Source organism: Ehrlichia ruminantium, from assembly GCF_009728835.1.
GTDB classification, from domain to species: domain Bacteria; phylum Pseudomonadota; class Alphaproteobacteria; order Rickettsiales; family Anaplasmataceae; genus Ehrlichia; species Ehrlichia ruminantium_B.
Window position 1 is genome coordinate 1157997 of sequence record NZ_CP033455.1, and the last position, 26314, is coordinate 1184310.

Sequence of the window (26314 nt, forward strand, 5' to 3'; positions counted from 1 at the left end):
AAACTCTTATCAAATTAGGTAAAGGTTTATATATTTTTATGATAAATACAGTATGTATTACAAGAATAAAGTAAAATGGATTGTGTAACACTGTAGAGTTTTAGATGGTAAGTTGGTTTGTGTAGTAGAATACTATTAGAGCAATTTAGGTAAAGGTTTATATATTTTTATGATAAATACAGTATGTATTATAAGAATAAAGTAAAATGGATTGTGTAGCACTGTAGAGTTTTGAGATGGTAAGTTAGTTTGTATAGTAGAATACCATTAGAGCAATTTTCTAGCACTTGCACCTACTATAAATACAAACATGTTAAAATGGACAAGTACTTTTATAATTTTAATGTCAATCTATAAACGAGTAGGAGAATTTACTATTCACTTCTATAAATATGGAATATATTTATTTGATATAACTTCCTACTAATATAACAACAGTATTGATTAAACATATACTGTATCGGTAACGTGCAACAAGATACTAATTATGTATTCAGTTTAAGATAATATTATTGTTTTTTATCACCATAACTGTCATACCATAGACCATTAACAAAATATCCTATTGCTTTTGACTATATATTTTACTTTATAATAGAATAATAAATTTCTCCATAATTTTAACAGCGTACAATGTACATACTGAAAATCTAGCACTATCACTTCAGTACTGAAATTCAGTTACACACCAACAAATATATGTTACTTTTCTTCTTATAACAATATAATAAAGGTATAGTATTACATTACTAAATAAGACATAAGTTCCTACAAAAATTCAGAAATGTACAATCAGTATCTCAAATTTAGCATCCTATATGATCTATCATAACTCAAGACATATATAAAATCACTTACTATAACAAACTAACCTAGCTTTTTTTAATAGGTTCCCTTAGGTAAGTTTTACACTATAACTTATACATTAAATTTGTTACGCTACACATTATTCTATTATTTATATATATCCTAATACATTAACAGCACACTACTATACAATAACTTTGCTACTTAATAAAACTTTACACTGTATAACATTCTACAACCCTTTACACATAATAAACAATGATTATGGAAATTACTCCCTAACATATTCAAACAAACTTAATGCAACACCAACCATAGGATTGATAACACTCACAACATTACTTGTTAAACCTTGACTATTACCTATATCTTCTCCCTGTGTTGCCCTCACTGAAGAAACACCATTTATGTTTGGTTTATCATTTTGAGCATTATCTGTATGAGCATTAACAACAGGTACAATAACACTTTCTAAACTACATTGACGAATATAACTTACATTACCTGCAATAGAATTGCAGTCATTGACAACACTAGAAACCTCAGATGTTGTACTTGTATTATCATTAGGATTTTTCATCCCAACTTCATCAAAAGATTTAGTATCATGTTGAACATCAACGTTTTTCATAACAAGATTCAGACTATCTATTTGTGCTAAAAACTCACTATTTTTTTCAACTATACTAGATATCACTGTAATATCACTACTAACATCACTACTAACATCACTACTAACATCACTACTAACATTACTACCAACATTACTACCAACATTACTGCCAACATTACTGCCAACATCACTATCTTCGAATAATTTTACTTTGTCTCGTTTTTTATGATCAATAGTATACGTTCCTTTATAAAAGATGCCCCATACAGTTACTATCAATAGTATTAATAATACTACCAACAAAATTGCCAATCTTATTTCTACAGATATACAATTAATATTCACTTCATACATTACACACACTCCACCATTATTTAAAATAATAAATCCATAGCTACAATTAGATATCTCAGAAACATACTTAATATAAGGAAATGGAAATTATAAAACTTAAGACAAAATAGAAATTGTAAGTACCAGCATCCAAATATATATTTTCTGTTAAATTGATTACTACTTTTATGAATGAATATTTAGAATCTAACAAATCCTAAAAAACACGCTGGTAAGTGTACTATTATTATTTAAATAATACAATATATTATGTATATCAGTAACAATACACAATATAGTATTATAGTTCCTAATACATATCTATATACTCATAATTATTATATATCTCACAACACCTAAGTATTTCTACCTTAACAACTTTTTTTATTGAAATAACACAATATTCAATATAACTACGATACTATTATGAAATAAGCTAAATACTGTATCTACTATAAAAATACATAAACCTTAAACAAAACTCCGTAACAGTATTGTATTACACAAACTAATTTACCATCTGAAAACTCTACAGTGTTACACAATCCATTTTACTTTATTCTTATAATACATACTGTATTTATCATAAAAATATATAAACCTTTACCTAAATTGCCTCTAATAGTATTCTACTACACAAACTAATTTACCATCTGAAAACTCTACAGTGCTACACAATCCATTTTACTTTATTCTTATAATACATACTGTATTTATCATAAAAATATATAAACCTTTACCTAAATTGCCCTAATAGTATTCTACTATACAAACTAACTAACCATCTGAAAACTTTACAGTGCTTATACAATCCATTTTACTTTATTCTTATAATACATACTGTATTTATCATAAAAATATATAAACCTTTACCTAAATTGCCCAATAGTATTCTACTACACAAACCAACTAACCATCTGAAAACTCTACAGTGCTACACAATCCATTTTACTTTATTCCTATAATACATACTGTATTTATCATAAAAATATATAAACCTTTACCTAAATTGCCTCTAATAGTATTCTACTACACAAACTAATTTACCATCTGAAAACTCTATAGTGCTACACAATCCATTTTACTTTATTCTTATAATACATACTGTATTTATCATAAAAATATATAAACCTTCACCTAAATTGCCTCTAATAGTATTCTACTACACAAACTAACTAACCATCTGAAAACTCTACAGCACTATACAATCCAATTTATTTCAGACTTATAATACATAACCAACATTAAATAACAAACAATCACTACTCCTATTACCTAAAGTCGATTTGTCATATTAAAATTATATACACGTTGTAATTTCTCAAACAATCTATCGTTTATTCTATATTACAAATACATACTTAATGTTATAACTGAGTGACCACATATATAACTTAACATAACCAGCACTATAAATTATTTCATAATTTCTTGATATGAAACGATTAATGTTATAGTAAGTATATTTATATTTGCACACATCACTGTATTAAAACAAAATAGAGTATTATTATTTATACACAAATATATCACACCCTAAACACAATACATAAGTTACATAGTTTTAAACACACTAAATGTTTACATTATTATATGCTCTCACTTTTACAATATGATCTAGAACAACAGCATGATTTTGTGTGTTTTCTACTCGTACCCCATCTCCATTTGATAATATATTATTTACATCCTCTACAGAAGTACAGGAATCCAATTTACGCTGCGGTTTTCCATCGTTATTAGATAAACTATCATCTTTATTTACATTACAATCCTGCACTATGTCACCTTTTTTCTCTTTATTGTCTGGCCCTGATCTAAGAAATCCTGTCGTATTTGGTATTACAGTACCACCAGATAATATTGCTTTGTAATCCCCTCTGCAGAATTGTTTGAATTCCTCTTTAACCTCAAGATACTCCTGATGATATGGTGACCCTGGAATTACCGCATTATAATAGATAGCTACACCAGTAGTAAGCAACATATGTATTATGAATATAACTATGTGGAATACTACCGCACCTATTATTAGACCCACCATAACCTGTGTATAATAATCCATAACACACATCACAATTAATACAATAATATATCACTACTATACACCAAATATTAAGTAAATGCAATTTTACACTACTTAAACTATACTACATAATATAACAACATCATTCATTAAATGCTTATAATTTTGATAAATAAATTTGCTATAACTAAATAAAACTGAGAAAACAAAAAATACACATAATACGCCCAACAACACAAAACTGCGCAAAACATTATTTTAAAATTCACTGATAGTTAAACTACACAAATGAGTAATACTGCCTGATAAGCTATCTACTTAACACAATCAAAAGATAAATAACTTTTATCAATGATTTTTTTATATTTTATTATTTTTTACACAAGTAGTAATCTTATAACATTATTTCTCAGTAAACTAACTCCCTCTTTCTTACTAGAAAGAATATAAACCAATACCATCACAATCTGGGCAACTACAACATTTGCAAGAGTTATCTGTTGTACCCTAGGTAACTCCCGTGGTTGTATCATTACCATGCTTTCTTATCGACACTGTGATTTTTGTTCACCAAATCCTTGATCACCTTCTGTAATAAATGGTGCATCTAATTGTAATTTACACTGCTGTCCTTTTACATCAACTCCCTTATCTTGTAGGTCAGCAACCTGTGTACTTGAATTTGAACGTACCATCTCGTCTTCTTCTTGAGCTACAATCTTCAATGCGGATTTTTTTAATTTTTCTTTTTGCGTGCCAATAACTTCTTTTGATCCTTCTTCTTGTAGGTTCTTTGCTCCATTAGCCTTTATATCACCAGGTATAGCATATTTAAAAAAAGCTTGTAGGCCCTCTGTTCCTTTCGTCTTTTTACCACTAAGCATAACATATCTAAACACAACATGTATTAGTATAGATACTACTAAAATACTCCATAATATTAAACATGTTAAAGATAAATACTGATTTTGCATAACACACACTATTTAATAATATATTAAAATTATATTATAAATCAAAAACAACACATAATAATTTTATTAATTCATATATACATTAAGAATAATTACATGATATATGAAAACACTTTTATTTTGATTAATAAATCTGACTTAACTAACAACAACCTTATGATTTTTAAAAATATACATCATAACTAACAGATGAAAATAACGTACAAATATTAAATATTTATTTTTATAAACTAGCAAATGATTATACTTGATAACTCAATTATATTGTTTCATTAAAAACAACATTTTATCTACATGCCACCATTACCGTTCTACATAACTAATTTTTATCACTACTACAAAGTTTATTGTCAAACTCTTGTTAATTAATGATTATCTAAATCAGTTATATAAAATGAAATAATCTTTTACTGAAACATCACAAATATATTAATTCATAACAATACTAGCTTTTCACACCAACTAGCTTGATTATTTATAGTATTTTATTAACAATAAAAATTAATTATATTCGATAAATTTATATTCAAAAACACTAACATAACAAATGTAATTTTAGATAATATGTTGTATATTTATCTTACTTGACTACCTCATTAACCTTCACTTATTGACAAGAATTATATATTACCAATACAATCACGTGCATATACTTCAATTATAACAACACATGTACAACATACTAAACAGATCATTTTATGAACAAAAATCACTTGATGTTGCAAGCAATCTATTAGGAAAAATCCTACAATTTAATCAACATAAAGGAATTATTATAGAAACAGAAGCATATATAGGGCAAGATGATCCAGCTGCACATTCTTTTCGGGGATACACAAAACGCACTTCCGTTATGTTTGGTAAAGCTGGATTCTCATATGTTTATTTAATTTATGGAATGTATAATTGTTTTAATGTTGTAACAGAACCTCAAGGTTTCCCAGCAGCAATCTTAATTCGAAGTATAATATTATTATCTGAAAACAAACCACATACAATAGTAAATGGACCAGGGAAATTATGTAAAATCCTACAAATCACAAGAGAACATAACAACATAGACATCACAACAAATCATAACTTTTGTATATGCGATACAAATCTCTATATAGATAACTACATTTGTACCCCTAGAATAGGAATAAGTAGAGCTAAAGATAAATTTTGGAGGTTTGTAATCTCCGACACAACATATCTACAACACATCCTTAATACATATAATTAACCTTGTATAAATAGCAATAAAACTTTAAAACAAGTTTTAGAAATCCGTATTTTCTCTAAATACCACGTTTATATAATGTTAATTTATGAGAAATAAAACCAACACAACATGGGAATCCAAACACACTTAAAGAAAATACCATTTCTTGTCACCAATATAATAACTAAAAATAGTTATATAGTGAGTAGCTATATTTATTTAAATAATTACTAATTGTATGCGGTAAGTATTGATGATGAATGTATGAACAATGATGTATCCATGTAATTAAGTGTTATGTTGGTTACTATAATTGGTATTTTTTTATGGAGTTATTTTAAATTTATAGTGGTATGATCACATAGCTGCTATATGCAAAAGTGTGTGTATTTAAAAGAATAAATTACATATCTTTTTATAAGGTTTATGAGATCTAATTAACTTTTATAAGGTATTTCATTAGTATGGTTGTAGTAATGATTAATATATTGATATAGTAAGCGTTAGATGATAGTCTTAGCGTGCAAGTAGTTTTATGTGTTACATGAAGGATAAGTTGGATAAGGTAGTAATTTATACTGATGGTGCCTGTTCTGGTAATCCTGGCCCTGGAGGATGGGGTGCTGTATTATTGTTTGATAATTGTGAGAAAACAATTTGTGGTGGTGATCCTAATACTACTAACAATAAGATGGAATTGACGGCAGTTATTGAAGCATTAAAGTTATTAGAGATAACTTATATTATTGATTTGTATACTGATAGCGTGTATGTTAAATCTGGGATTACTTTATGGATTGAAAAGTGGAAGATAAATGGTTGGAGGACTGCTGATAGGTTACCAGTCAAGAATTTAGAATTATGGTTGGAATTGGATAAAATTGTAAAATGTCATGAAATTACTTGGTATTGGGTAAAAGCTCATTCAGGGAACTTATATAATGAAAAGGCAGATATGCTTGCACGTAGTCAGATTATTAAATAAGTTTTTTATATTTCATGTTGTATTATAGTGTGATTTTATGTGAAGTCTAAGGTTGTTTGTGCTAGCAATCTTATAAATCATGCTGCTGTATGTTGGTTTAATATTAATTATGCTAAAAAAAAAAGTATATTTGAGAATATTTTTTATATTAATACTATCAGTATTATGTGGTATGTCATATTTTTATCTTCATGATAAAAACATTATAGAAGTAAATGCAAAATTCTTAAATTTTTATGTTAAGCATAAACTTGCTAAAGTATTTCCTGATTCAGAAATTAGCATAGGTAGTACAACATTAACTTGGCAAAATAAAAATGAGAATTTTGTCTTATCATCGCAGGATGTAGTTATTAAAAATACTCAATTTGGTGTAGATATTACTATACCGCAGTTTTTGCTATATTCTAAAGTTGGAATATTGTTTTTGTGGGGAAATTATGATTTCTCTTATATTGATATTCCAAAAGTGCATGTTAAGTTTTATGATCTTGACAAGAAGATAGACTTAAGTTTTGTAGAGAATCCCATAAAAGTATTAAAGGATGCTTTGTTTGGGATAATGAATCTAAACATTCCTATACTTGTTAATAATGCTGTTTTGTCTAAGAGTGGTAAAAAGGATTTGGAAATAAAGCAGTTAAGTGTGAGGATGAATAAAGAATATGATAAAAATGTTATTGATTTTAATATAGATAATGATAGTTCATTCCTAAATATGAAAGCCTATGAATATTATAAGGGTGTAATGTCCTTTGAAGTAACATATGGTAATTTTAGTACTGAATTGTTAGGATATCTTGGAAATTTAGGTGCTCAACTTTCACTGTATAATGATTTAAAACTTAGTGGAAGTGCTATGCTAAGGATAAGCGAGGATGAAAAAATTACGTATGGTAATATTGATATACAAAATCTTGTAGGTGATATCCCATGTAATTCTGTTAAGAAATGCCATGTTCATGATTTTAAGACTAAGTTAATATATCAAAATAGTGTGTTATTCTTAAAGAATTTTTCTTTGTTGTTAGATCAAAGTGCAGTTTCTGGTATGGGAGTAGTTGATAATGAATATGTTAATTTAAACTTTGATATTGATTCTATATCACCGGAAAAGCTATGTCAGTATTGGTCTGTTGATTTGTATCCTGATCTAAATAAATGGTATTGTAGTAATGTTAAGTTGGGAAAGATTAATAATGTAAAATTCCAAATAAAAGGACAAAGAGGTAATAATCCAGTTTATGATGATGTATCAAATTATAAAATAGATGCTGAGGTTAAAAATGTAACAATAGCGTTTCATGATAGTTTTGATCCAGTGAAAATAGTAAGTGGTAAATTGTCATTACTTAATGATAATTTTGTTATGACTTCTAATAATTTAGATTTTAAAGGTATGGTTATTGGAAATGCTAATTTAAAAATTGAAAATTTAAATGATGCAAATGCAGTAATGGAAATCAGTGGGAGTTCTGTTGGAGATGTAAGACAGCTATATAATGCTGTAGATAAGAAGGAGTTTATTCTATTAAATAGTGATAAAATGTTCGGAAATTCTAATACTGAATTTAGTTTTAAGATCTTTAATTTGTTAAATGATAAGCCAAGTGATTATACATCTGATATACATGCCCGTATTGATTCTTTTAAAACTAGTGGCATTTTAGATACTTTTAATGTTGATGATGCGGAAGTAGATATTACATTGCATAATAGTGATGTTAGCCTAAATAGTCATGGAAGTATGAATGGGTATCCTATGTCTTTAAAAATGATTCGAAGTTTAGAGGGTCATTATAAGACTCATTATGAATTTACTGGATATATTTCAGAAAAAAACATGAGAGAGCTAGGGTTAATAAAGTATACAAATTATTCTGGAATAGTAAAAGCTAATCTTCAATGGGATAGTGATAATTTGGGTACGGTGATTGGTGGTGATGTAGACCTTTCACAATTACATTTTAAGATTCATGATGTTACAAGGGATAGTTTACCGGCTGTTCTAAAATTTTCTGCTATGTTTAAGGATAGAGATGAGATAAAGATAAGTGATGCAAAGATACTTGGGGATAAGATAGATATAGAGTTGAATGGTAAAGTAGGTAGTACAATAGAGTTGTTTTTAGATAAAGTGAAATTATGGGATACAGATGTTAAAGCTGAATTTAAATTAGATAAAGATTTATTTAAAATGAAGGTTATTGGTGCATCATTAAATTTAAGCTCTGCTAATTTTAGTGAGATTATGAAAAGTGAATCTAAAGTTAAAGAGACTACAATAGATATTAATGTAGATAATGTTATAATGAAAAATAAAGTAATGGCTTATAATGTAAATTTTGCATTAGATTCTTATGAGGGTAAGTATAATGCGATTAAATTGACAGGGAATTTTGCAGATGATAGTAACTTTTATGTAGAATATAGTCCTATTGGATTGCAAATTAATACAGATAATGCAGGAGAGCTGTTACGTGCAACAGATATTCTAAAAACTATAAATAAAGGAACATTATCTTTCTACATGTATCCGATAAAGCGAAACGACACTACTTATGGTATGTTCTCACTAACAGATTTCCATATTGTTAATGCTTCTATTTTAGCTCAGATACTGACATTATCATCTTTGAAGGGAGTTGTTAATACATTAAATGGTAAAGGTATCTATTTTAATAGGTTAAATGTTCCGTTTACTTATAAGGATGATATTATGAATATAACAGAATCATGGATGGAAGGTTCTGAACTTGGTATTAGTTTAGGTGGTGAAGTAAACTTAAATACAAAAATCTTTGATATAAAAGGACAAATAGTTCCTGCATATGTTATTAATAAGATAATATGGCAAACTCCTATTCTTGGAAAATTATTGACGGGTGGACAAAGTCGCGGGGTAATTGCAATTGACTATAAAGTAAAAGGTACAGATAAAAATCATGATTTATCAGTTAATTTTATGTCTATTCTGACTCCTAATCTATTAAAAAGAGTGTTAAAAATATTTGATACTAAATTAGTGAAGAAAGACAAGGATAAGCAAGAACTAGTACAGAGTAAAAGTGCATAAATAATGAGTATTCTTAATATGGTGTTGAAGTTTCTTAGAGAATAACGTGATTGTCTATAATGTATTGTATATAGTAATTTGATACATAATAATTAAGTATAGTCATGTTGGTGTATCTAAATTGTATGGTAAAATGTTATATAATTTGTATTAAATATACTGTATTTTATTGTTGTAGATAAGTGATGTAATATTCTCAATGTTGCCATAATACAGTATTAAAGATGTTATATAAGAAGGTTAATTATAAAGTTTGATCTGTACCGTCTTTTAATAATATATGTTTGTATAGTATTTTTAATTGGTTTGTAAGCTTTTGTTGCTATGAATCTGTGGATAACTTTCAATAGTTTGTATTTATATAGTAGTATACAATCTGCTGTAAATTTTTTATAACATAAGATTATTTTAATCTATATATATGTCTTTTCTGACTTCTAAAAAATCTAGTGCATCTTAAATAATATGGGGTGAGATTTACGGTAATTAGTTGAGAAATGTGTTACATTATTTCTTATAGATTGGATATGTACAATTAATTTATCTTATGTGTTATGCTATCTATTAATATAGACACACTAATGTATTACTGGTGTTTTATCATGATAAATTAATAGGTTAATACTAGGCATTGGCCAAAATACTACGAGATTACTAATCGAGCTGTATTTCGAAACAGTGAAATATTACATGGTTATAACAAACTAAGTAGTTAATATTTGCAGCATAAGGTTTATTTAATCTGTCATAGAAGTGTTTATAAAGCAAGATAATAAGTTACAATGCCTATATGTTTAGTGAGGTAAAGAATGTTTAGCATAATATTATACTAGTGTATGATAGGAAAAGAATTTATATAGGATTGTAATTGGCAATGTAAAGTAAGGTATACCTAATTTATGCTTGTTATAGACTATAATATCCTGTCTATTTTATTTAGAAACACTGTTACACTTTAGTAATAGTTTATTGTATGTGTAATCTAAGAAATCATATCTATCATAGGTAAAAAATATGATGTTTGTGTATATTAAAAATTTTGTAAAATCTTTTAAGCTGTCTATTATAATGTACCACTTAATAGTGGATTTTAATAAATTTATAATACTAGGAATTTGTATATTGCATCTTTTTATTGCTAATTATATAATTAATGCTGTCTATAATTATTAGCTAATAGAAGGAAAGTAGATGAGTGAAAACTCTACTGGTGAGGTGAAATACTCTAGAGTTTTGCTAAAAGTATCTGGTGAAGCATTAATGGGGGATAAGGGTTTTGGATGGGATATGGACACTATTGATAACCTATCGCATGACCTCAAAGAAGTACATGATCTTGGTATACAATTGTGTTTAGTTGTAGGTGGAGGTAACATATTTCGTGGTGCTTCTGCATCTGCTCCTTTTGGTTTTGAAAGAGCTAGTAATGATTATATAGGCATGTTAGCTACTATGATGAATGCACTATCTTTGCAAAATTCTTTAGAGAAGATAAATGTACAATCCAGAGTCTTATCTGCAGTTTCTATTACTGCTGTATGTGAAACGTATATTAGGAGACGTGCTATCCGTCATTTAGAAAAAGGAAGAATAGTAATTTGTGCTGCTGGTGTGGGTAATCCTTTTTTTACTACAGATACTGCTGCGGCTTTGCGTGGGATAGAAATGGGGTGTAATGCAATATTTAAAGGGACACAAGTTGATGGTGTATACTCGGCAGATCCTAAAAAGTCTGCTGATGCAGTAAGATATGATAGAATTTCTTATCGTGAGTTGTTATCTCTTGATCTTAAAATTATGGATGTTGCTGCTGTGTCATTAGCTCGCGATCATTCAATTCCTATTATTGTGTTTAATTTAGGTAAACGTGGTGCATTTGCTGACATAATCCGTGGTGGTGGTTTATATACGACAATATATAATTAAAAGTTAGATATAAATAGTTGGTGAAGTAAAATGATTAATGAAATAAAGCAAGACGCTAAGAAAAGAATGGAAAAAACGTTGTTGGTATATTTAAGCGATATTGATGGTATTAGAACTGGTAGGGCAAGAGCTTCAGTTTTAGATGGTATTATTGTTGAGACTTATGGTGGACGTGTTAAACTTAATACTATATCTAGTATATCTGTATCTGATAATAAAACATTATTAATTAAGGTATGGGATGTAAATAACGTAGGTGCTATAAAAACAGCAATTATGAATTCAAATTTAGGATTTGGTTTTTCTTGTGAAGGGGCTGTAATAAGACTTACTGTACCAGATATGACTGAGGATATGAGGAAAAATTTAGTAAAGTTACTTAGTAAGATTTCAGAAGATTGTAGGGTTTCTGTAAGAAATATACGCAGAGACATCATGGATAAACTAAAAGTAATGGAAGATAATAAAGATATTTCTGAGGATGATTTACGTGTAGCTGGAGTAGAAATACAAAAGATAACAGATGAAATTGTAAAGAAAGTAAATGATGCTTTTGTATTGAAAGAGAAAGAATTGTTACATGTATAATTTCGCAAGTTTAATATTGGCTTTACTGAGACACTGCTGTTTTATATGATTACAGTAATAACAATATTAAGGTGAAGGTAGCTTAATATTTACTGGTCTGCTATATTGATGTGCTAGGTTTTTGGTAATGTTAAACGAAGATTGTAGTGTATCACTATGATTAGTATTGTATGTAAGTACCATTATTTGTTTTATGTTATTACGTAATTTATAATATATATGCTATATAAATATTACATGTGATTTGTACCATTATGTAAGACTTAATGTACAAGATTGGTAGTAGTTATCTATTTTACAGGTGTATTGTAAATAATATGGTGCCCGAAGTATAGCTATATATATGTAAATGCCGAAAGACATGCATATTATACTTGTTTCTGGGGTAAATATGAATTTGGTAGATAGCATAATTGTAAATATCATTATTATATATTTTTAGAGGGTTACTAAGGCTTTAATGTTATAACCTTATAAATTAATATTATATTTTAATGAAATTTATGTGTATGCAAGTAAGTTTTTTTATAAACTAAATGATAATTAACTAAAGAATTGTCTTGTATTGGTTTAGTTACTGCTATGATAAGTGATGTTGTTGTGATATAGTAGCTTACTTTTACTAGAAAGTATTTTATGAAATTTAATAAATATTTGGTTTAGAGGAATGGTAAGTAATAATTTATTGATAAGGTCATTATCTTCTGTAGTGATATTTATTGTTGTGTTTTTATCTTTATACTGTGGTAAAATGACTTTTTACACTTTATGTCTTTTTATTACTGTAGTTTCTTCATGTGAATTATTAGGTATGATACAGAATAAAAAAATATTATATCCTCTTGCAATATTTATTGTGGTTATACCTTATGCATCCTTAGTATATATTTATGGATTGCCTAATGGAGAAATAATATTGTTGTGGTTGTTATCTGTTATATGGGGAACGGATATAGCAGCATATTTTGTTGGTAAAAATATTGGTGGTAGAAAGATGATTCCTTTTATTAGTCCCAATAAAACTTGGTCAGGGTTACTTGGAGGAATTGTTTCTGGAATGTTTATTAGTATGATTGTCTCGGTAATTTTTGGAATATTTTTTGTGTCTCATGCATTGATTGCTGGAGTTGTTATTGCTATTGTTGCACAGCTTGGAGATGTTGCGGAATCCTGTGTAAAGCGTATGTGTAAAGTTAAGGAAAGTGGAACATTTATACCTGGACATGGAGGTATTCTTGATCGCATGGATAGTTTTATTTTTACTGCTCCATTGGTTGCATATTATGTAAAAAGTTTTTCGAAATTCTTTTTGAATACTTAATGATCTATCGTAAAAGTTTAGGAATTGAAGTTTTTAGTATTTTTTAATAATAGACTCCTATATCAATTCGTATAAAGAATTTTATATAGTTGATGGTCTTCTTTGGTCAAGATTTAATGTATATATATAAACTTTGGTTAACGTTTATATATGCTAGTATTTGATTATTGTTTATTTCTCTAAGTGTTTTTTACTTACAAAATTAGAAACTAATTTATAGGCAAACTTCTAACACTGATAAGTAAGGATATTTAATTGATAGATCATGTGTAAGATGTTTATTAATTATGTATAAATAACATAACTTTCTTTATATATTAAGGTACTACCTATAATAAATATTTATATTATTTGAATTAGATTTTCATTTACTATTTTTTTATTAGATGTTAATTTATTTTAATTTAAATTTTAATATTTATTGGGGATTTTTTATATGGATGGTGATTGTGATGCTGTGTATAATGTAAGCGAATTAGTTTATAATTTTGTTTTACCACAACTAAATTTAGCAACCGAACATTTATATAATGCGCATTGTATAACTCTAGAAAACTTACGGGAATTTTATGCTCCATTTTTCTATCGAGAGGGAGCATTGATAAAACTTGCAAGTTATGCATGTGATGTTTTAAATCAATATGAAATAGTAAGAGATGTAAATGTTAATCCTAGTACTGTTGAGGATTTACAAATTAATATATCTCGTATAAATACTGCCTATTGTACAATGTTATATAATGTAGCATCGCATTCTTGTAGTATGAGAGAAGATTTACCTCAATATATAAGATTCTCTGTGGATAAAGAAGAAATTAGTTACACTGAGATATTAAGTAGGATAAAACATGGTTTCTTTAGTAGGAAGGAGGATTTACTTCCATGTATGGAGTTATATTTGTTACAAATACGAAAGCTTCTATATAGAATTAGGCAAGATTGTGCTACCATAATAAAATATGGAAATTTTTTATCACATGGTTTTTTACAGGTGATGTTAGCTGTTCATAATATTAACTTTTTTGCTGATAAAATGGAGCAATACCTTATTGAAGATATAGTATTTAAATGTGAACATCCGAAAATAATGGAATTTATTAAACTGTGGCGTGTTGTGACAGGTAAAGTTTTAAAGGATTATTTTAGTATGAGAGAACCAGGTTTTGTTCAGTCTAAGTATATAGTATATTTTAAAAGTATGATTTCCAAGAAGATAGGTTTATATAATATTGCTGACCAATATTTATCTTCTTTTGAGGAAATAAAAGAGAAATGTAGTGTTACATTACGAGATATGATAGATTGTGTAATTAGGTATGATAAGATCCATAATAATCAAGGCAAATCTTTTCCCGATAAATCAGAGTTATTAGTTTCGCGTAATGGACAAGTGAAATTACTAAATAAAAAAATAAAGCGTTTATTCCTTCAGGATGTAGACAATGGTCCTGGTGAACCTAGTCCTAAAGTTATGCATGCGACGTTTGAAATGAATACACCATCTGTAGGAATTTAAATCTTAATGTAGTATATAATAACTGTAGTATTACATTTTTGGAGTTTTCAGTATAAGTAATTCTAAGTTGTTTTTTATTTTATCTGAATGTGGCATTGATGATATATTATTTAAAGTGTATAGAGTATATTTGTTTATATTAGCAATGGAATAATGATATGTCTTAATTGAATACATATGGTTCTTCTATTATTGTCAAGATTGGGTAGGTATTAAAGTAGGGATAATATTATATAGCATATGTAATTTATAGTATGTTATTTTGAGTTATATGGAGTGTGTTTTGTTTATGTTAGAGATGGAATAATGATATGTTGTTGAATGAATGCGTATGGCTTTTCTATTATTGTGAAGATTAAGTGGGTATTGGTGTAGAGCTGGTATATATTATCCAATTAGCTTAGATGTTGGTGTATAATAATGTTTGTTGTGCTGGGATTATTGGTAGAATAATTTTTATATCTTTTATTAGTGCTGTTTGTCATGGAATGATGGTTCTTCAATTATGCATATTGACATGTTATGTTGTTCTAGCTTGTAGGATATCTCGGTATGTATTTTTTATATGTATAGTTGGTGTTATATTTAAGTTGTGGGAGAACGATTATTTTAAAAATAAGTATATTTCTCGTAAAATTATGGGTTGTTAATATGTTATGTGAAGTCTTATTTAGTGTGTCGTGTACTTAGTACTGAATTTTGTGGCTCTGGTAGAAGTATGTATGTGTTTACTGTTCTGTGATTTTAGATATAGTTAATTAATCATAGAAGTTTAGGAATACTGTTACGTATAGTTTTACGCATTGTACAGAAATGTGTTAATATTAATGGTGTGTTTTGTTAAAGTTTAATTTGTTAATAAGGTTATAACTGTGCTATTTACAATTTAATTGAGTGTTGTATTGTTCCTAATTTTGATGAATGTAAGGAATTAATGAAGTTTTTTTAATAAATATAATAGTATATAGTTTATTTTTGTGTCTTAGAAATTTGTTCTAAATAACGTGTATAATAAAATAATATTATTGGCTAATTAATTATATCATTAAAAGAGTGCTGACGTGGAATAGTATATATGGTATGCATTGAAGTCTTTGTATAGTTTATTTATATATAAGTATCTGATAATATAGTATATTGAAGATTGTATATATCTTGTTTTATCGTTCTATAATGTTGTTGTAAAAAAATAGTACTGAGTTTTGTAAATTTGGGTTCTTATCTGAAATTAATAAATATATATTGAATATAGATTAAAGATATGATATCTTAAGATGTCTTAATTTTTTTTGCAATTTATATAAGTCTGATAAGTCACACTTTGTTAAGTATTTTACTAATGAGGTGTGGCTTATTAATTAATTAGGTATAGATTAAGTGCCTAATTATATATTTTGTTATCCTATAATTCTTGATTAATTAGTTACAATATGGTGTAATCTTGTGTATTAATATATATTAATAATATATATTTTCTATGAATATTTAATAAATTAAAGTATTATGTATTTTTAATATATTTTATATAATTACTAATATGTTAACTTATAACAGGTTTAATAGTATTTCCATTGATCCAGTGATGCAATCAAATAGTAAATTATATATTGATTGTTATAAATTGGTTTTAGAGCTAAAAGTGTCATCGTCACAGTTTAAATATGTTGTCAGACTAGTTAATGCAGTTTATCAGGAAATCTTGTTATGATTGAAAATAAACTAGGCTTGTATAATCGTGTACGTGTTAGAAATAAAAGAGTAGTAAATAGAACTAGGTTATCAGCAAATAAGCTTATTTGTACCTTTCTTAAACCAATGTTGCGCTTAAACAGCAAAATATTATACAACGGCTATTATAGGTCGGCTGTAAATCAAAATCGCCAATGTGGAGATTTGGGTGTTTTAGGAGATTCCTTAATACAACTTGTTGAGAAATCTTGTGACATTTTAAGTAAACCTGGGTTATTTCACCATATACATATTAGGGATAAAGAAATAAATAGGATGCGGTTGTCAGCATATGTAATTGTTCTTGAGTGGTCTAATGCGATTACTACACTAATAAGTTGTGGTGTATTTAAAAATGAAGAGAATATAAAAATATTTAAAATTTTATTACTAAATGTTAATTTTTTATTGTATACTATTAGTATTAGTTGTAAACTGCTAATGCAAAATGTAGATTGTACTTTACGAGATTATTTATTGGTTGCATCTGCTATTGATTATATGAAGTATTTTTCTAACTTAATAAATAAACATATTACTAGTAAAGTAGAGGATTATATTTATATATTAAACACTTCTATAGATGATATATCTGCGGTTGAATTGTTTAGTAGTGCTAGTAATAGGGCAAAAAGTAGGATGTTGTGCTTATAAAAGCTACTACAACTGTTTATTTATATTTGAGTAAAAAGCTTTACTGGATAGGTTTCTTACTTAGTTTTAATAATGAAAAATATGTTTAGTTATTAAATAATTATGTAAATACCTGTCTTATCAATTTTGTGATATTGTTTTATGGATAAATGTTATGGAACTTTCTTTATATATAGTTATTACTATAGGTGTTGTTATATTGCTTCTTTTGTTGGTACTGGCTGTGTATTTTATTGGTATTGCATGTGCTGAAATTAAGAATCAATTTTTTAATTCTACTGATGTAGATGAGTACGTTATTGACACATGTTCTGATAGCAGGGCTAGGAATTCTGTTTTGTGTGACTTAAAAAGAAGATTTAGAAATGAAATAAAGGATTTTTGTCATAAAAATGAGCTTAAATCTATCTCAGTAAACTCTGGTGAGTATGGTAGTCTAATGGCCAAGGTGGGTTATGAATATTTCTATGATCTAGTATCTCAAGTTGAAATAGATCAGCAAATTGTTGATCAGAATATTGCTAATAGAATATTGTTATTAAAAGAATTGGTCCCTAAATTGAAAGACAAATCTTCATGTGTTGTGTTTGATGAAAATACTATAGAATTTGAGTTACGGAATGTACGCAATATCAATTCACTTTTAGATAATATTTTAGAACTTACAGAGAATATATGTGTGCAAAGTGATGTGGATTTGATTAAAATGTATCATATGAAATTTCAATATGTTTTATCTTTTATTCATCATGGCTTAGTTTTGATGCTGAGAGGTATAGATAATTTGATTGATACTGGTAATGCGCATGAAACTAATGATCGAACCAGATTTTTTTTAGATAATATTGCTTTTACTACTATCTCATTACATGAGGTGGAAAATTATGTTCATTAAATTGATAGAATAAATTTCCAAATTTTATTTATATTTAATATTGAACCAATTTTCTATTGATTAAATGAGTGAGAGTATGTAAGTTATGTGCTTTTTTGTCTATACACTATATATATGTGTAATTTGTGGTATGTACAAGTGTATCAATTTCCCTGGTTAGAGGTTCTTATGTGTGTCATTTTTTGTTATAGGTAATTTATTTAATGTGAATTAATTTTAATGTATTAAGATCTCATTGGTTATTATTTTACTATATTATACTTATGTAAATTTAACTAGGTTACTTAGAAGTTTGGTATTACTAAAATATTGCTGAGTTGTTTTAGATAGGATAGTTTTAATCTTTTGTTATAGTGTAAATTTCCAGCATGTGATATTAATTAGATACGTATATTGATATGTTTGAGGTAGAAAGGTGTAGTACTATTAGTATGATTAAATTTATTGTTAAGAGTGTGTTATAATTGTAGTAAACAACCTTAGACTTCACATAAAATCACACTATAATACAACATGAAATATAAAAAACTTATTTAATAATCTGACTACGTGCAAGCATATCTGCCTTTTCATTATATAAGTTCCCTGAATGAGCTTTTACCCAATACCAAGTAATTTCATGACATTTTACAATTTTATCCAATTCCAACCATAATTCTAAATTCTTGACTGGTAACCTATCAGCAGTCCTCCAACCATTTATCTTCCACTTTTCAATCCATAAAGTAATCCCAGATTTAACATACACGCTATCAGTATACAAATCAATAATATAAGTTATCTCTAATAACTTTAATGCTTCAATAACTGCCGTCAATTCCATCTTATTGTTAGTAGTATTAGGATCACCACCACAAATTGTTTTCTCACAATTATCAAACAATAATACAGCACCCCATCCTCCAGGGCCAGGATTACCAGAACAGGCACCATCAGTATAAATTACTACCTTATCCAACTTATCCTTCATGTAACACATAAAACTACTTGCACGCTAAGACTATCATCTAACGCTTACTATATCAATATATTAATCATTACTACAACCATACTAATGAAATACCTTATAAAAGTTAATTAGATCTCATAAACCTTATAAAAAGATATGTAATTTATTCTTTTAAATACACACACTTTTGCATATAGCAGCTATGTGATCATACCACTATAAATTTAAAATAACTCCATAAAAAAATACCAATTATAGTAACCAACATAACACTTAATTACATGGATACATCATTGTTCATACATTCATCATCAATACTTACCGCATACAATTAGTAATTATTTAAATAAATATAGCTACTCACTATATAACTATTTTTTTAACATTATATAGTATTATAGCAATATAAGGTTTAGGTAAAAAATGTGTAAAACCTTATTACCAAAATTAGTACATAACCCTTTATGAGCTACACAACTTTAAAGTATAAAATATAGATCCAACTAATCCTATGGTCTATAAAAAACATCGCTACAATATACTAACACCAAAACAATAATCTTATATAATGGAAATATTGTACTAACAATATATTTCCTAATACCACATCAGCAACCCTAATACCAACATATAACAGTACTATAGCAAATCAGATACTATCAATACATACTTACCTTTTATAGAATACAATCTAGTTACAAATTAACAAACAAATCTTTCAACTATTAAGTAAACCAATATGTTGTATTCTTTATTACATAGAAATCCAACCTATATAATAACTATCTAATAATAAAATTACAGATACTTACTACACATTAAACTACACTAATCTTTTAATAATTCCCAGACTTATATAAGCACAACAACTTTTAAACACTTACCCAAAATAAATAATATAACCTGTGTTATTATAGTGAATAAACTAACTTTACAGTACTAATTAATACACCAACTATAAAAATATCTGTAGACCATTTTCTATTTATGCACTATAGCAATATTGGTACGTATTAAGCATAACCAAACTTACGATTACATCTGCTATACATGTACTTAGATTAACTGTAAGTATCATACTATATACATATTGTATTATTACAAACACATACCAACTAACAGCTAAATTCAGGACGCTACAAGAACTGTTCAATAGCAAGTAACACTTGATTTATCTTATAATATATTTTATACTAATATATTGTGTTATCTGGTACTCTATACATTATTATCTATTTAGTTTCAATTGTTTTATTAGCATAAAATAATGAGCACAACTTATATTATAATAACATACATAGCATTGATTATACTATTAATATTAGCCTTTCTAATTGCATACTATTATTACCATAAAAAAATATCTCCTAAAGACACAGACACAACCCCTACTACCAGCTCCACAACACAAAAACAAACTAATGATCTAAGACCTTCAGATGATTCAGCCACAATTATAGAGCCTACACTCAATACCACATACAACACTCACACGTCTACCATGGATATTGCAAGACTAGGCCAATACGCAACTTTAGCACTTATAGATGCGGCTACAAAAAATGCACATCAAAGTGCAAACCCAGATGAATATTCAGATCTAGATATAGATCCAATTTTCATGTGCAAGTCACAATATAAAGATTATAAGAATTATGAAATATTACCGGATGGCTCATTACTGCCAATATCTGAGCGCTGTGGTTCAGAATATAAACCATTCTGTGAAGAGACTATGGTAATAATGGAAGAAGTAGACTTAGAACATCAAAATACAAACCCTACATCTTGTATGAAATCATGAGTTGCTATTATCTATATAAATATCCTACCCATATATAACTGTAAAAATACATTAAAAATTTACTATTAGTTTTTCAATCGTAGTTTAAAAAAAATACTTATCCGGCTTTTAACATCTATGCAATTTTTATACTAATAATTACTTCTAGATCAGAATATAAGATAATAAATTAATTTATTTTATTAATTTATTGGTAAAAATATTAATTATTTATCTTGACTATTTAATAAAAGTTTCTATTATTAATAAAAAATATTAACAATATATTTTTATCTTTATATATTCTGTTAACAAACATGCAGAATATCTTTTATTATTTTACAAAGGAAATATCTATGTACGAGTATATCACTAACATAACATCATATGGTAATGACACTTTTGAATCATTATTCAACACTACAACAAATACTACAGCCTCAGCAGAAGGCAGCAGTAATGTAAGCAAAATATTAGTTCCAACTGCTATTGCTTTACTGGGAACAGCTGCTGTTCTAGGAACAATGGTATCACGACGTATAAAACGTTGGATACAAGGTAGTTCTGATATTGAAACATATGACATATCACCAGGGAACGATGAATCTGGCAATTTAGTCGAAATAAGATCAGAAAATAATGATGAATCTCAGAACCGTACAAAATATTCCAACGGTTATACCTATAGGGGACTAAGAGTGATACTAGAAAGTACAAGTAGTAATGAAGACGTATCACAACCAAATACAAGCGAGGTACAACACACTAACACACAAGAGTCTCTCTATCGTAACTATGTGGTAAGCAATCATGGCACAGAAGATATAGATGATGAACAAGCATTTTCACTTTCAGACGTAAGGCTAGTATTTCCATCAATAAACAATAAACAAGCGCATAATTAAAATTAAAAATTGAAACTTCTTAACAATAAAAGATATATTTACCTGAAATTATCTTAATAAGCCACAAGGACTGTACTACTGATAGAACAATATCAGTAGTACAATATTAAAGTTTATTTTATCCACTTTCATACCAGAATAAATTTTAATATTACAATCATTTATATATACAATACATTTAACAAAAATAAATTTAATGTTATCTAATTTTTTCATATTTTAAATTAGCATCCAACTTCATGAAAACATTAATCAAGACACTAAATTAATATTGGTATCTATTCATGTAATAGATTCAATAAATCCACATCCTCTACATTACTCTTCATAGGACACCCTCTTAAAAACATAGCACACATTTTCTAATACATTCAACTACATAAACTAGTATAGCCTCTAAATTAGCATGAGTTTTATATTGATGTTTAGTTGTAATAAAACTTTCTTCCTACATATTGCCTATTACTAATTAATACTCATATACTTCACAAAAACATAAATTTTATTAACAATACTTTTTCGCTTACAATTAACTTTATTTAAGCAACTTGTTTACTATATGTATAACACTAATTACATTTCTAACATCCCATACACACTTGAACCACTTATTATCACAGAAATGTATAACAAAGGACTGATTGATTCTGCAATATACATAACAAATCATAATGATTGTTTACATGGTTTATCATCTATCCTAAAATTCTATGTTCCTAACCTTAAAGTTATCGTATTCCCCGAATGGGACTCAATACCATATAAAAGAAGTTCACCCAACAATTCAATAATGACAGAACGAATAAAAAGCCTGTACTCTTTAATCAGCATTCAAAACAATATTCCATATATTATCATAACAACAGCTAATGCAGTTATACAAAAAGTATTACCTAGAAATGTAATATCACAAATAGTATTTAAAATTACAACACAACAAAACTTATCCATAAACCAAATTGAAAACTATCTAACTACTCATGGATATATTAAGTTTTCAACAGTACATGATATAGGTGAATTTTCTATAAACAATAATATTATAGACATATTTCCCATGACATACACAAATCCAATAAGAATTTACTTAAACGATAACTATATAGAATCAATTCAGGCATTTGATTGTAAAACACAATTAACACATAACTGTTCTTCTATAGATGAGATACTAATCTATCCAGCTTCTGAAATAATAAAACAACAGAAAAATATAGAACAGTTTATAAAAATCTACAAAACAAAAACTAATCAAGATAAGAACTTATTAGATACAATAATTTCTAGAAAAAAATACATAGGGGAAGAAAATTTCTTACCTTTATTTTACCAAGCAGAATTAGAAAACATTTTTAATTATACCAAAAATATAACATTAATACTTAGCAATAAAATAATTGACCAAATTACACAACATTATAACAAGCTTATATCAACCTACAAAAACTCACTACACTACCAAGTAGCTCCTAGTCAATTATATATAAATCTTGAGAACTTTCAGTCAATTACTAGACAATTCAAAAAAATTATTTTCTTAACAGCAGATAAATTGGAAGACGTTAATATTGAGATACAAAACCCACAATATAATCTCAGCAAAATTAAGAAAGTACCTAACTTTAAAGTATTAGCAGAACAAGAACAAATTGATATATTTGAAATTTTCGCACGATATATTAAAAGTAAACACGATACACATAAGCTACTAATAGCATGTAACTCTATAGAAACCCTAGAATACATACAAAGCAAACTCAAACCATTTAATATACAACTAAATCAGGTAAATAATTATAGTGAAATTAACAACACATATAATATAACCATACTACAAATAAACAATAGTTTTGCTACTGAATCCATTATTACAATTGCAGAAGATACCTTACTTCACACAGAATCAATAAAAGAAAACATATCAAATGTCATAAGCCAAGCCATTGACCTTAACATAGGTGACATAATAATACATAAAGATTATGGCATTGGTAAGGTAGTAAAACTTGAAACCATTAAAATTTTAGATCATTACCATGATTTCATTAAGATAGAATATTACAACAATGACAAGCTGTTTTTACCTGTAGAAAATATTAATTTGATAACCCGATATAGTAATCAAGATAGTAATATAACATTAGACAGATTAGGAAGTACGTCATGGCAACAACGTCAAACTAAATTAAAAAAACATATAAGAAAAATTGCCAAAGAACTAATTGCAGTAGAAGCAGCAAGACAATTAATGCAAGGGACATCATTCCCACCTGATGATACATACATAAACTTTTGTAATGAATTTGCTTACATTGAAACAACAGACCAACTACAAGCTATTAAGGATATAGAAGATGATTTATCCAGTGGCAAAATAATGAATAGACTGATATGCGGAGATACAGGATTTGGAAAAACAGAAGTAGCGTTAAGAGCAGCATTCCTAGTAGCTTCCAGAAACTATCAGGTTGCAATAATAGTCCCAACTACTTTATTATGTAAACAACATTTTGCAATTTTTACTGAAAGATTTAAAAACTTTCCAAATATCAAGGTAAAACAACTGTCTAAAATTGTTGACAAACTTGAAGCAAAAAAAATAAAAGAAAACATATCATGTGGACAAGTACATATAATCATAGGAACACACGCTGTATTATCAAAAGATATTAACTTCTTCAATCTCAGTTTAATTATTATAGATGAAGAACAACAATTTGGAGTCAAGCAAAAAGAATTACTAAAAAAAATAAAACCAAACGTCCATGTACTATCACTATCTGCAACCCCAATACCAAGAACACTACATATGTCACTATGTGGCATAAAGAACCTAAGTTTAATCAAAACACCACCAAAAGATAGATTACCAGTTACAACATACACAACAAATTACAATGATAACATTATTAGAGATGCTATAATCCACGAGTACGAAAGGGGAGGAAAAATATTTTACGTCTGTCCACAGATTAACAATATCAAAAATATCAGCGATAATTTAACTAGATTACTACCAAACATTAGGGTAGGAATTGCACATGGCCAGTTACCTTCTAACGAACTTGAGAATGTCATGAACGACTTCCTTGACGGTAAATTTACAATATTACTTACAACATCAATCATAGAATGTGGTCTAGATATTCCCCAGGCTAATACGATTATCATACATAATGCAGATATGTTTGGGCTTGCACAACTTTATCAACTAAAAGGTAGGGTAGGACGGAGTAATATTAGAGGCTATGCATACCTGATATTATCAGATAAAACAACTAGTATATCAGAACGAAGATTAGAAATAATACAATCAATAGATTCTATAAATTCAGGATTTTCATTATCGCTTCATGATATGGACATTAGAGGCTTTGGCAATATAATTGGAGAAGAACAATCAGGAAATATAAAAGACATTGGTATTGAATTATATCAACAAATGCTAGAAGAAGAGTTAAATAATGCAAACCAATGCTCTAAAAACCTTTATCATATAAACATTAATATCAACATAAATATTAGAATTCCAGAGCATTACATTTACGATATAGGCTTAAGAATTAACACGTATAAAAGAATAGGCAATCTCAAAACAAAAGAAGAAATAGATAGTTTTCACATAGAACTCATTAGAAAATTTGGCAAACTACCAGATGAGGTAGAAAACTTATTAAATATCATATATATAAAACAGTTGTGTCTATTAATTGGCATTTATGAAATTGAACAAGTAAAGAACGTTTTAAACTTTAAAATACATAATGGCATAACTTTTTCAAAGGCAGTACTAGATTATTTAATTAATCATCCATTAATTTTAAAGATACAGAACGACAACATTTCAATGTTAATTAACAGTACTTCATTGTGCATAATAAAATTTATAATACATCATCTCAAGAGAATGATACTATTGCTATCACATCCAACCTGAATCACGCATACATAATATGTGAAAATATCATAGCACAAATAAGGACAATCTAAAAAAATCTATTATATAGTTTCTCAGCAGTAGTAACATCAAA

At 27.5% G+C, this 26314-nt stretch carries 18 protein-coding genes; 13 read left to right on the top strand and 5 right to left on the bottom strand.

The genetic code is table 11. From position 1 onward, the window contains the following. Positions 1 to 1078 precede the first annotated feature (1078 nt). The 4 genes from EDL80_RS03950 to EDL80_RS03965 all read right to left on the bottom strand — a co-directional run bounded on the left by EDL80_RS03950 (position 1079) and on the right by EDL80_RS03965 (position 4753). Positions 1079 to 1774: a hypothetical protein gene (locus EDL80_RS03950; protein ID WP_158406880.1), complete on the bottom strand. Its 696-nt coding sequence runs from the start codon at positions 1772 to 1774 to the stop codon at positions 1079 to 1081. Between the two features lie 1552 nt (positions 1775 to 3326). Then, positions 3327 to 3818 (bottom strand): hypothetical protein, encoded by a 492-nt coding sequence (locus EDL80_RS03955; protein WP_158406881.1) that lies wholly within the window; start codon positions 3816 to 3818, stop codon positions 3327 to 3329. 338 nt (positions 3819 to 4156) lie between these two features. Continuing rightward, positions 4157 to 4318: a hypothetical protein gene (locus tag EDL80_RS03960; RefSeq protein WP_158406882.1), complete on the bottom strand. Its 162-nt coding sequence runs from the start codon at positions 4316 to 4318 to the stop codon at positions 4157 to 4159. Positions 4319 to 4324: 6 nt separating this feature from the next. Next, positions 4325 to 4753, bottom strand: coding sequence for a hypothetical protein (locus tag EDL80_RS03965; protein WP_158406883.1), 429 nt, complete (start codon positions 4751 to 4753; stop codon positions 4325 to 4327). 670 nt (positions 4754 to 5423) lie between these two features. Between EDL80_RS03965 and EDL80_RS03970 the strand changes: the two genes are divergently transcribed. The 10 genes from EDL80_RS03970 (at position 5424) to EDL80_RS04015 (ending at position 18646) form a co-directional block, all read left to right on the top strand. Beyond that, positions 5424 to 5978, top strand: a complete 555-nt coding sequence (locus EDL80_RS03970) for a DNA-3-methyladenine glycosylase (protein WP_158406884.1) — start codon at positions 5424 to 5426, stop codon at positions 5976 to 5978. A 523-nt stretch (positions 5979 to 6501) separates the two neighbouring features. After that, positions 6502 to 6942, top strand: a complete 441-nt coding sequence (gene rnhA / locus EDL80_RS03975) for a ribonuclease HI (protein WP_158406885.1) — start codon at positions 6502 to 6504, stop codon at positions 6940 to 6942. Positions 6943 to 7051: 109 nt separating this feature from the next. Continuing rightward, positions 7052 to 10018, top strand: a complete 2967-nt coding sequence (locus EDL80_RS03980) for an AsmA-like C-terminal domain-containing protein (RefSeq protein WP_196492733.1) — start codon at positions 7052 to 7054, stop codon at positions 10016 to 10018. A 1191-nt stretch (positions 10019 to 11209) separates the two neighbouring features. Further along, positions 11210 to 11944, top strand: coding sequence for a UMP kinase (gene pyrH, locus EDL80_RS03985; protein ID WP_158406887.1), 735 nt, complete (start codon positions 11210 to 11212; stop codon positions 11942 to 11944). Between the two features lie 30 nt (positions 11945 to 11974). Next, positions 11975 to 12532, top strand: coding sequence for a ribosome recycling factor (frr, locus tag EDL80_RS03990; RefSeq protein WP_158406888.1), 558 nt, complete (start codon positions 11975 to 11977; stop codon positions 12530 to 12532). Between the two features lie 667 nt (positions 12533 to 13199). Then, positions 13200 to 13853 (top strand): phosphatidate cytidylyltransferase, encoded by a 654-nt coding sequence (locus tag EDL80_RS03995; protein ID WP_158406889.1) that lies wholly within the window; start codon positions 13200 to 13202, stop codon positions 13851 to 13853. A gap of 436 nt (positions 13854 to 14289) precedes the next feature. Further along, on the top strand, positions 14290 to 15369 hold the full coding sequence (locus EDL80_RS04000; RefSeq protein ID WP_158406890.1) for a hypothetical protein: 1080 nt from the start codon (positions 14290 to 14292) through the stop codon (positions 15367 to 15369). Positions 15370 to 15773: 404 nt separating this feature from the next. After that, entirely contained in the window at positions 15774 to 16019 is a 246-nt protein-coding gene (locus EDL80_RS04005) for a hypothetical protein (RefSeq protein WP_158406891.1), read from the top strand. A 1054-nt stretch (positions 16020 to 17073) separates the two neighbouring features. After that, positions 17074 to 17751, top strand: a complete 678-nt coding sequence (locus EDL80_RS04010; RefSeq protein ID WP_158406892.1) for a hypothetical protein — start codon at positions 17074 to 17076, stop codon at positions 17749 to 17751. A gap of 154 nt (positions 17752 to 17905) precedes the next feature. Continuing rightward, positions 17906 to 18646: a hypothetical protein gene (locus EDL80_RS04015; protein ID WP_158406893.1), complete on the top strand. Its 741-nt coding sequence runs from the start codon at positions 17906 to 17908 to the stop codon at positions 18644 to 18646. Between the two features lie 529 nt (positions 18647 to 19175). On the opposite strand, the gene rnhA (EDL80_RS04020) is transcribed toward EDL80_RS04015, so the two are convergent. Further along, positions 19176 to 19616, bottom strand: a complete 441-nt coding sequence (gene rnhA / locus EDL80_RS04020) for a ribonuclease HI (RefSeq protein WP_158406885.1) — start codon at positions 19614 to 19616, stop codon at positions 19176 to 19178. 1246 nt (positions 19617 to 20862) lie between these two features. Between rnhA (EDL80_RS04020) and EDL80_RS04025 the strand changes: the two genes are divergently transcribed. From EDL80_RS04025 to mfd, 3 genes are all read left to right on the top strand, one after another. Next, positions 20863 to 21399: a hypothetical protein gene (locus EDL80_RS04025; RefSeq protein WP_158406894.1), complete on the top strand. Its 537-nt coding sequence runs from the start codon at positions 20863 to 20865 to the stop codon at positions 21397 to 21399. A gap of 335 nt (positions 21400 to 21734) precedes the next feature. Continuing rightward, the gene (locus EDL80_RS04030) at positions 21735 to 22283 is read left to right on the top strand and encodes a hypothetical protein (protein ID WP_158406895.1); all 549 of its coding nucleotides are present in this window, start codon (positions 21735 to 21737) and stop codon (positions 22281 to 22283) included. 559 nt (positions 22284 to 22842) lie between these two features. Then, positions 22843 to 26220, top strand: coding sequence for a transcription-repair coupling factor (mfd, locus tag EDL80_RS04035; protein WP_158406896.1), 3378 nt, complete (start codon positions 22843 to 22845; stop codon positions 26218 to 26220). Positions 26221 to 26314 lie beyond the last annotated feature (94 nt).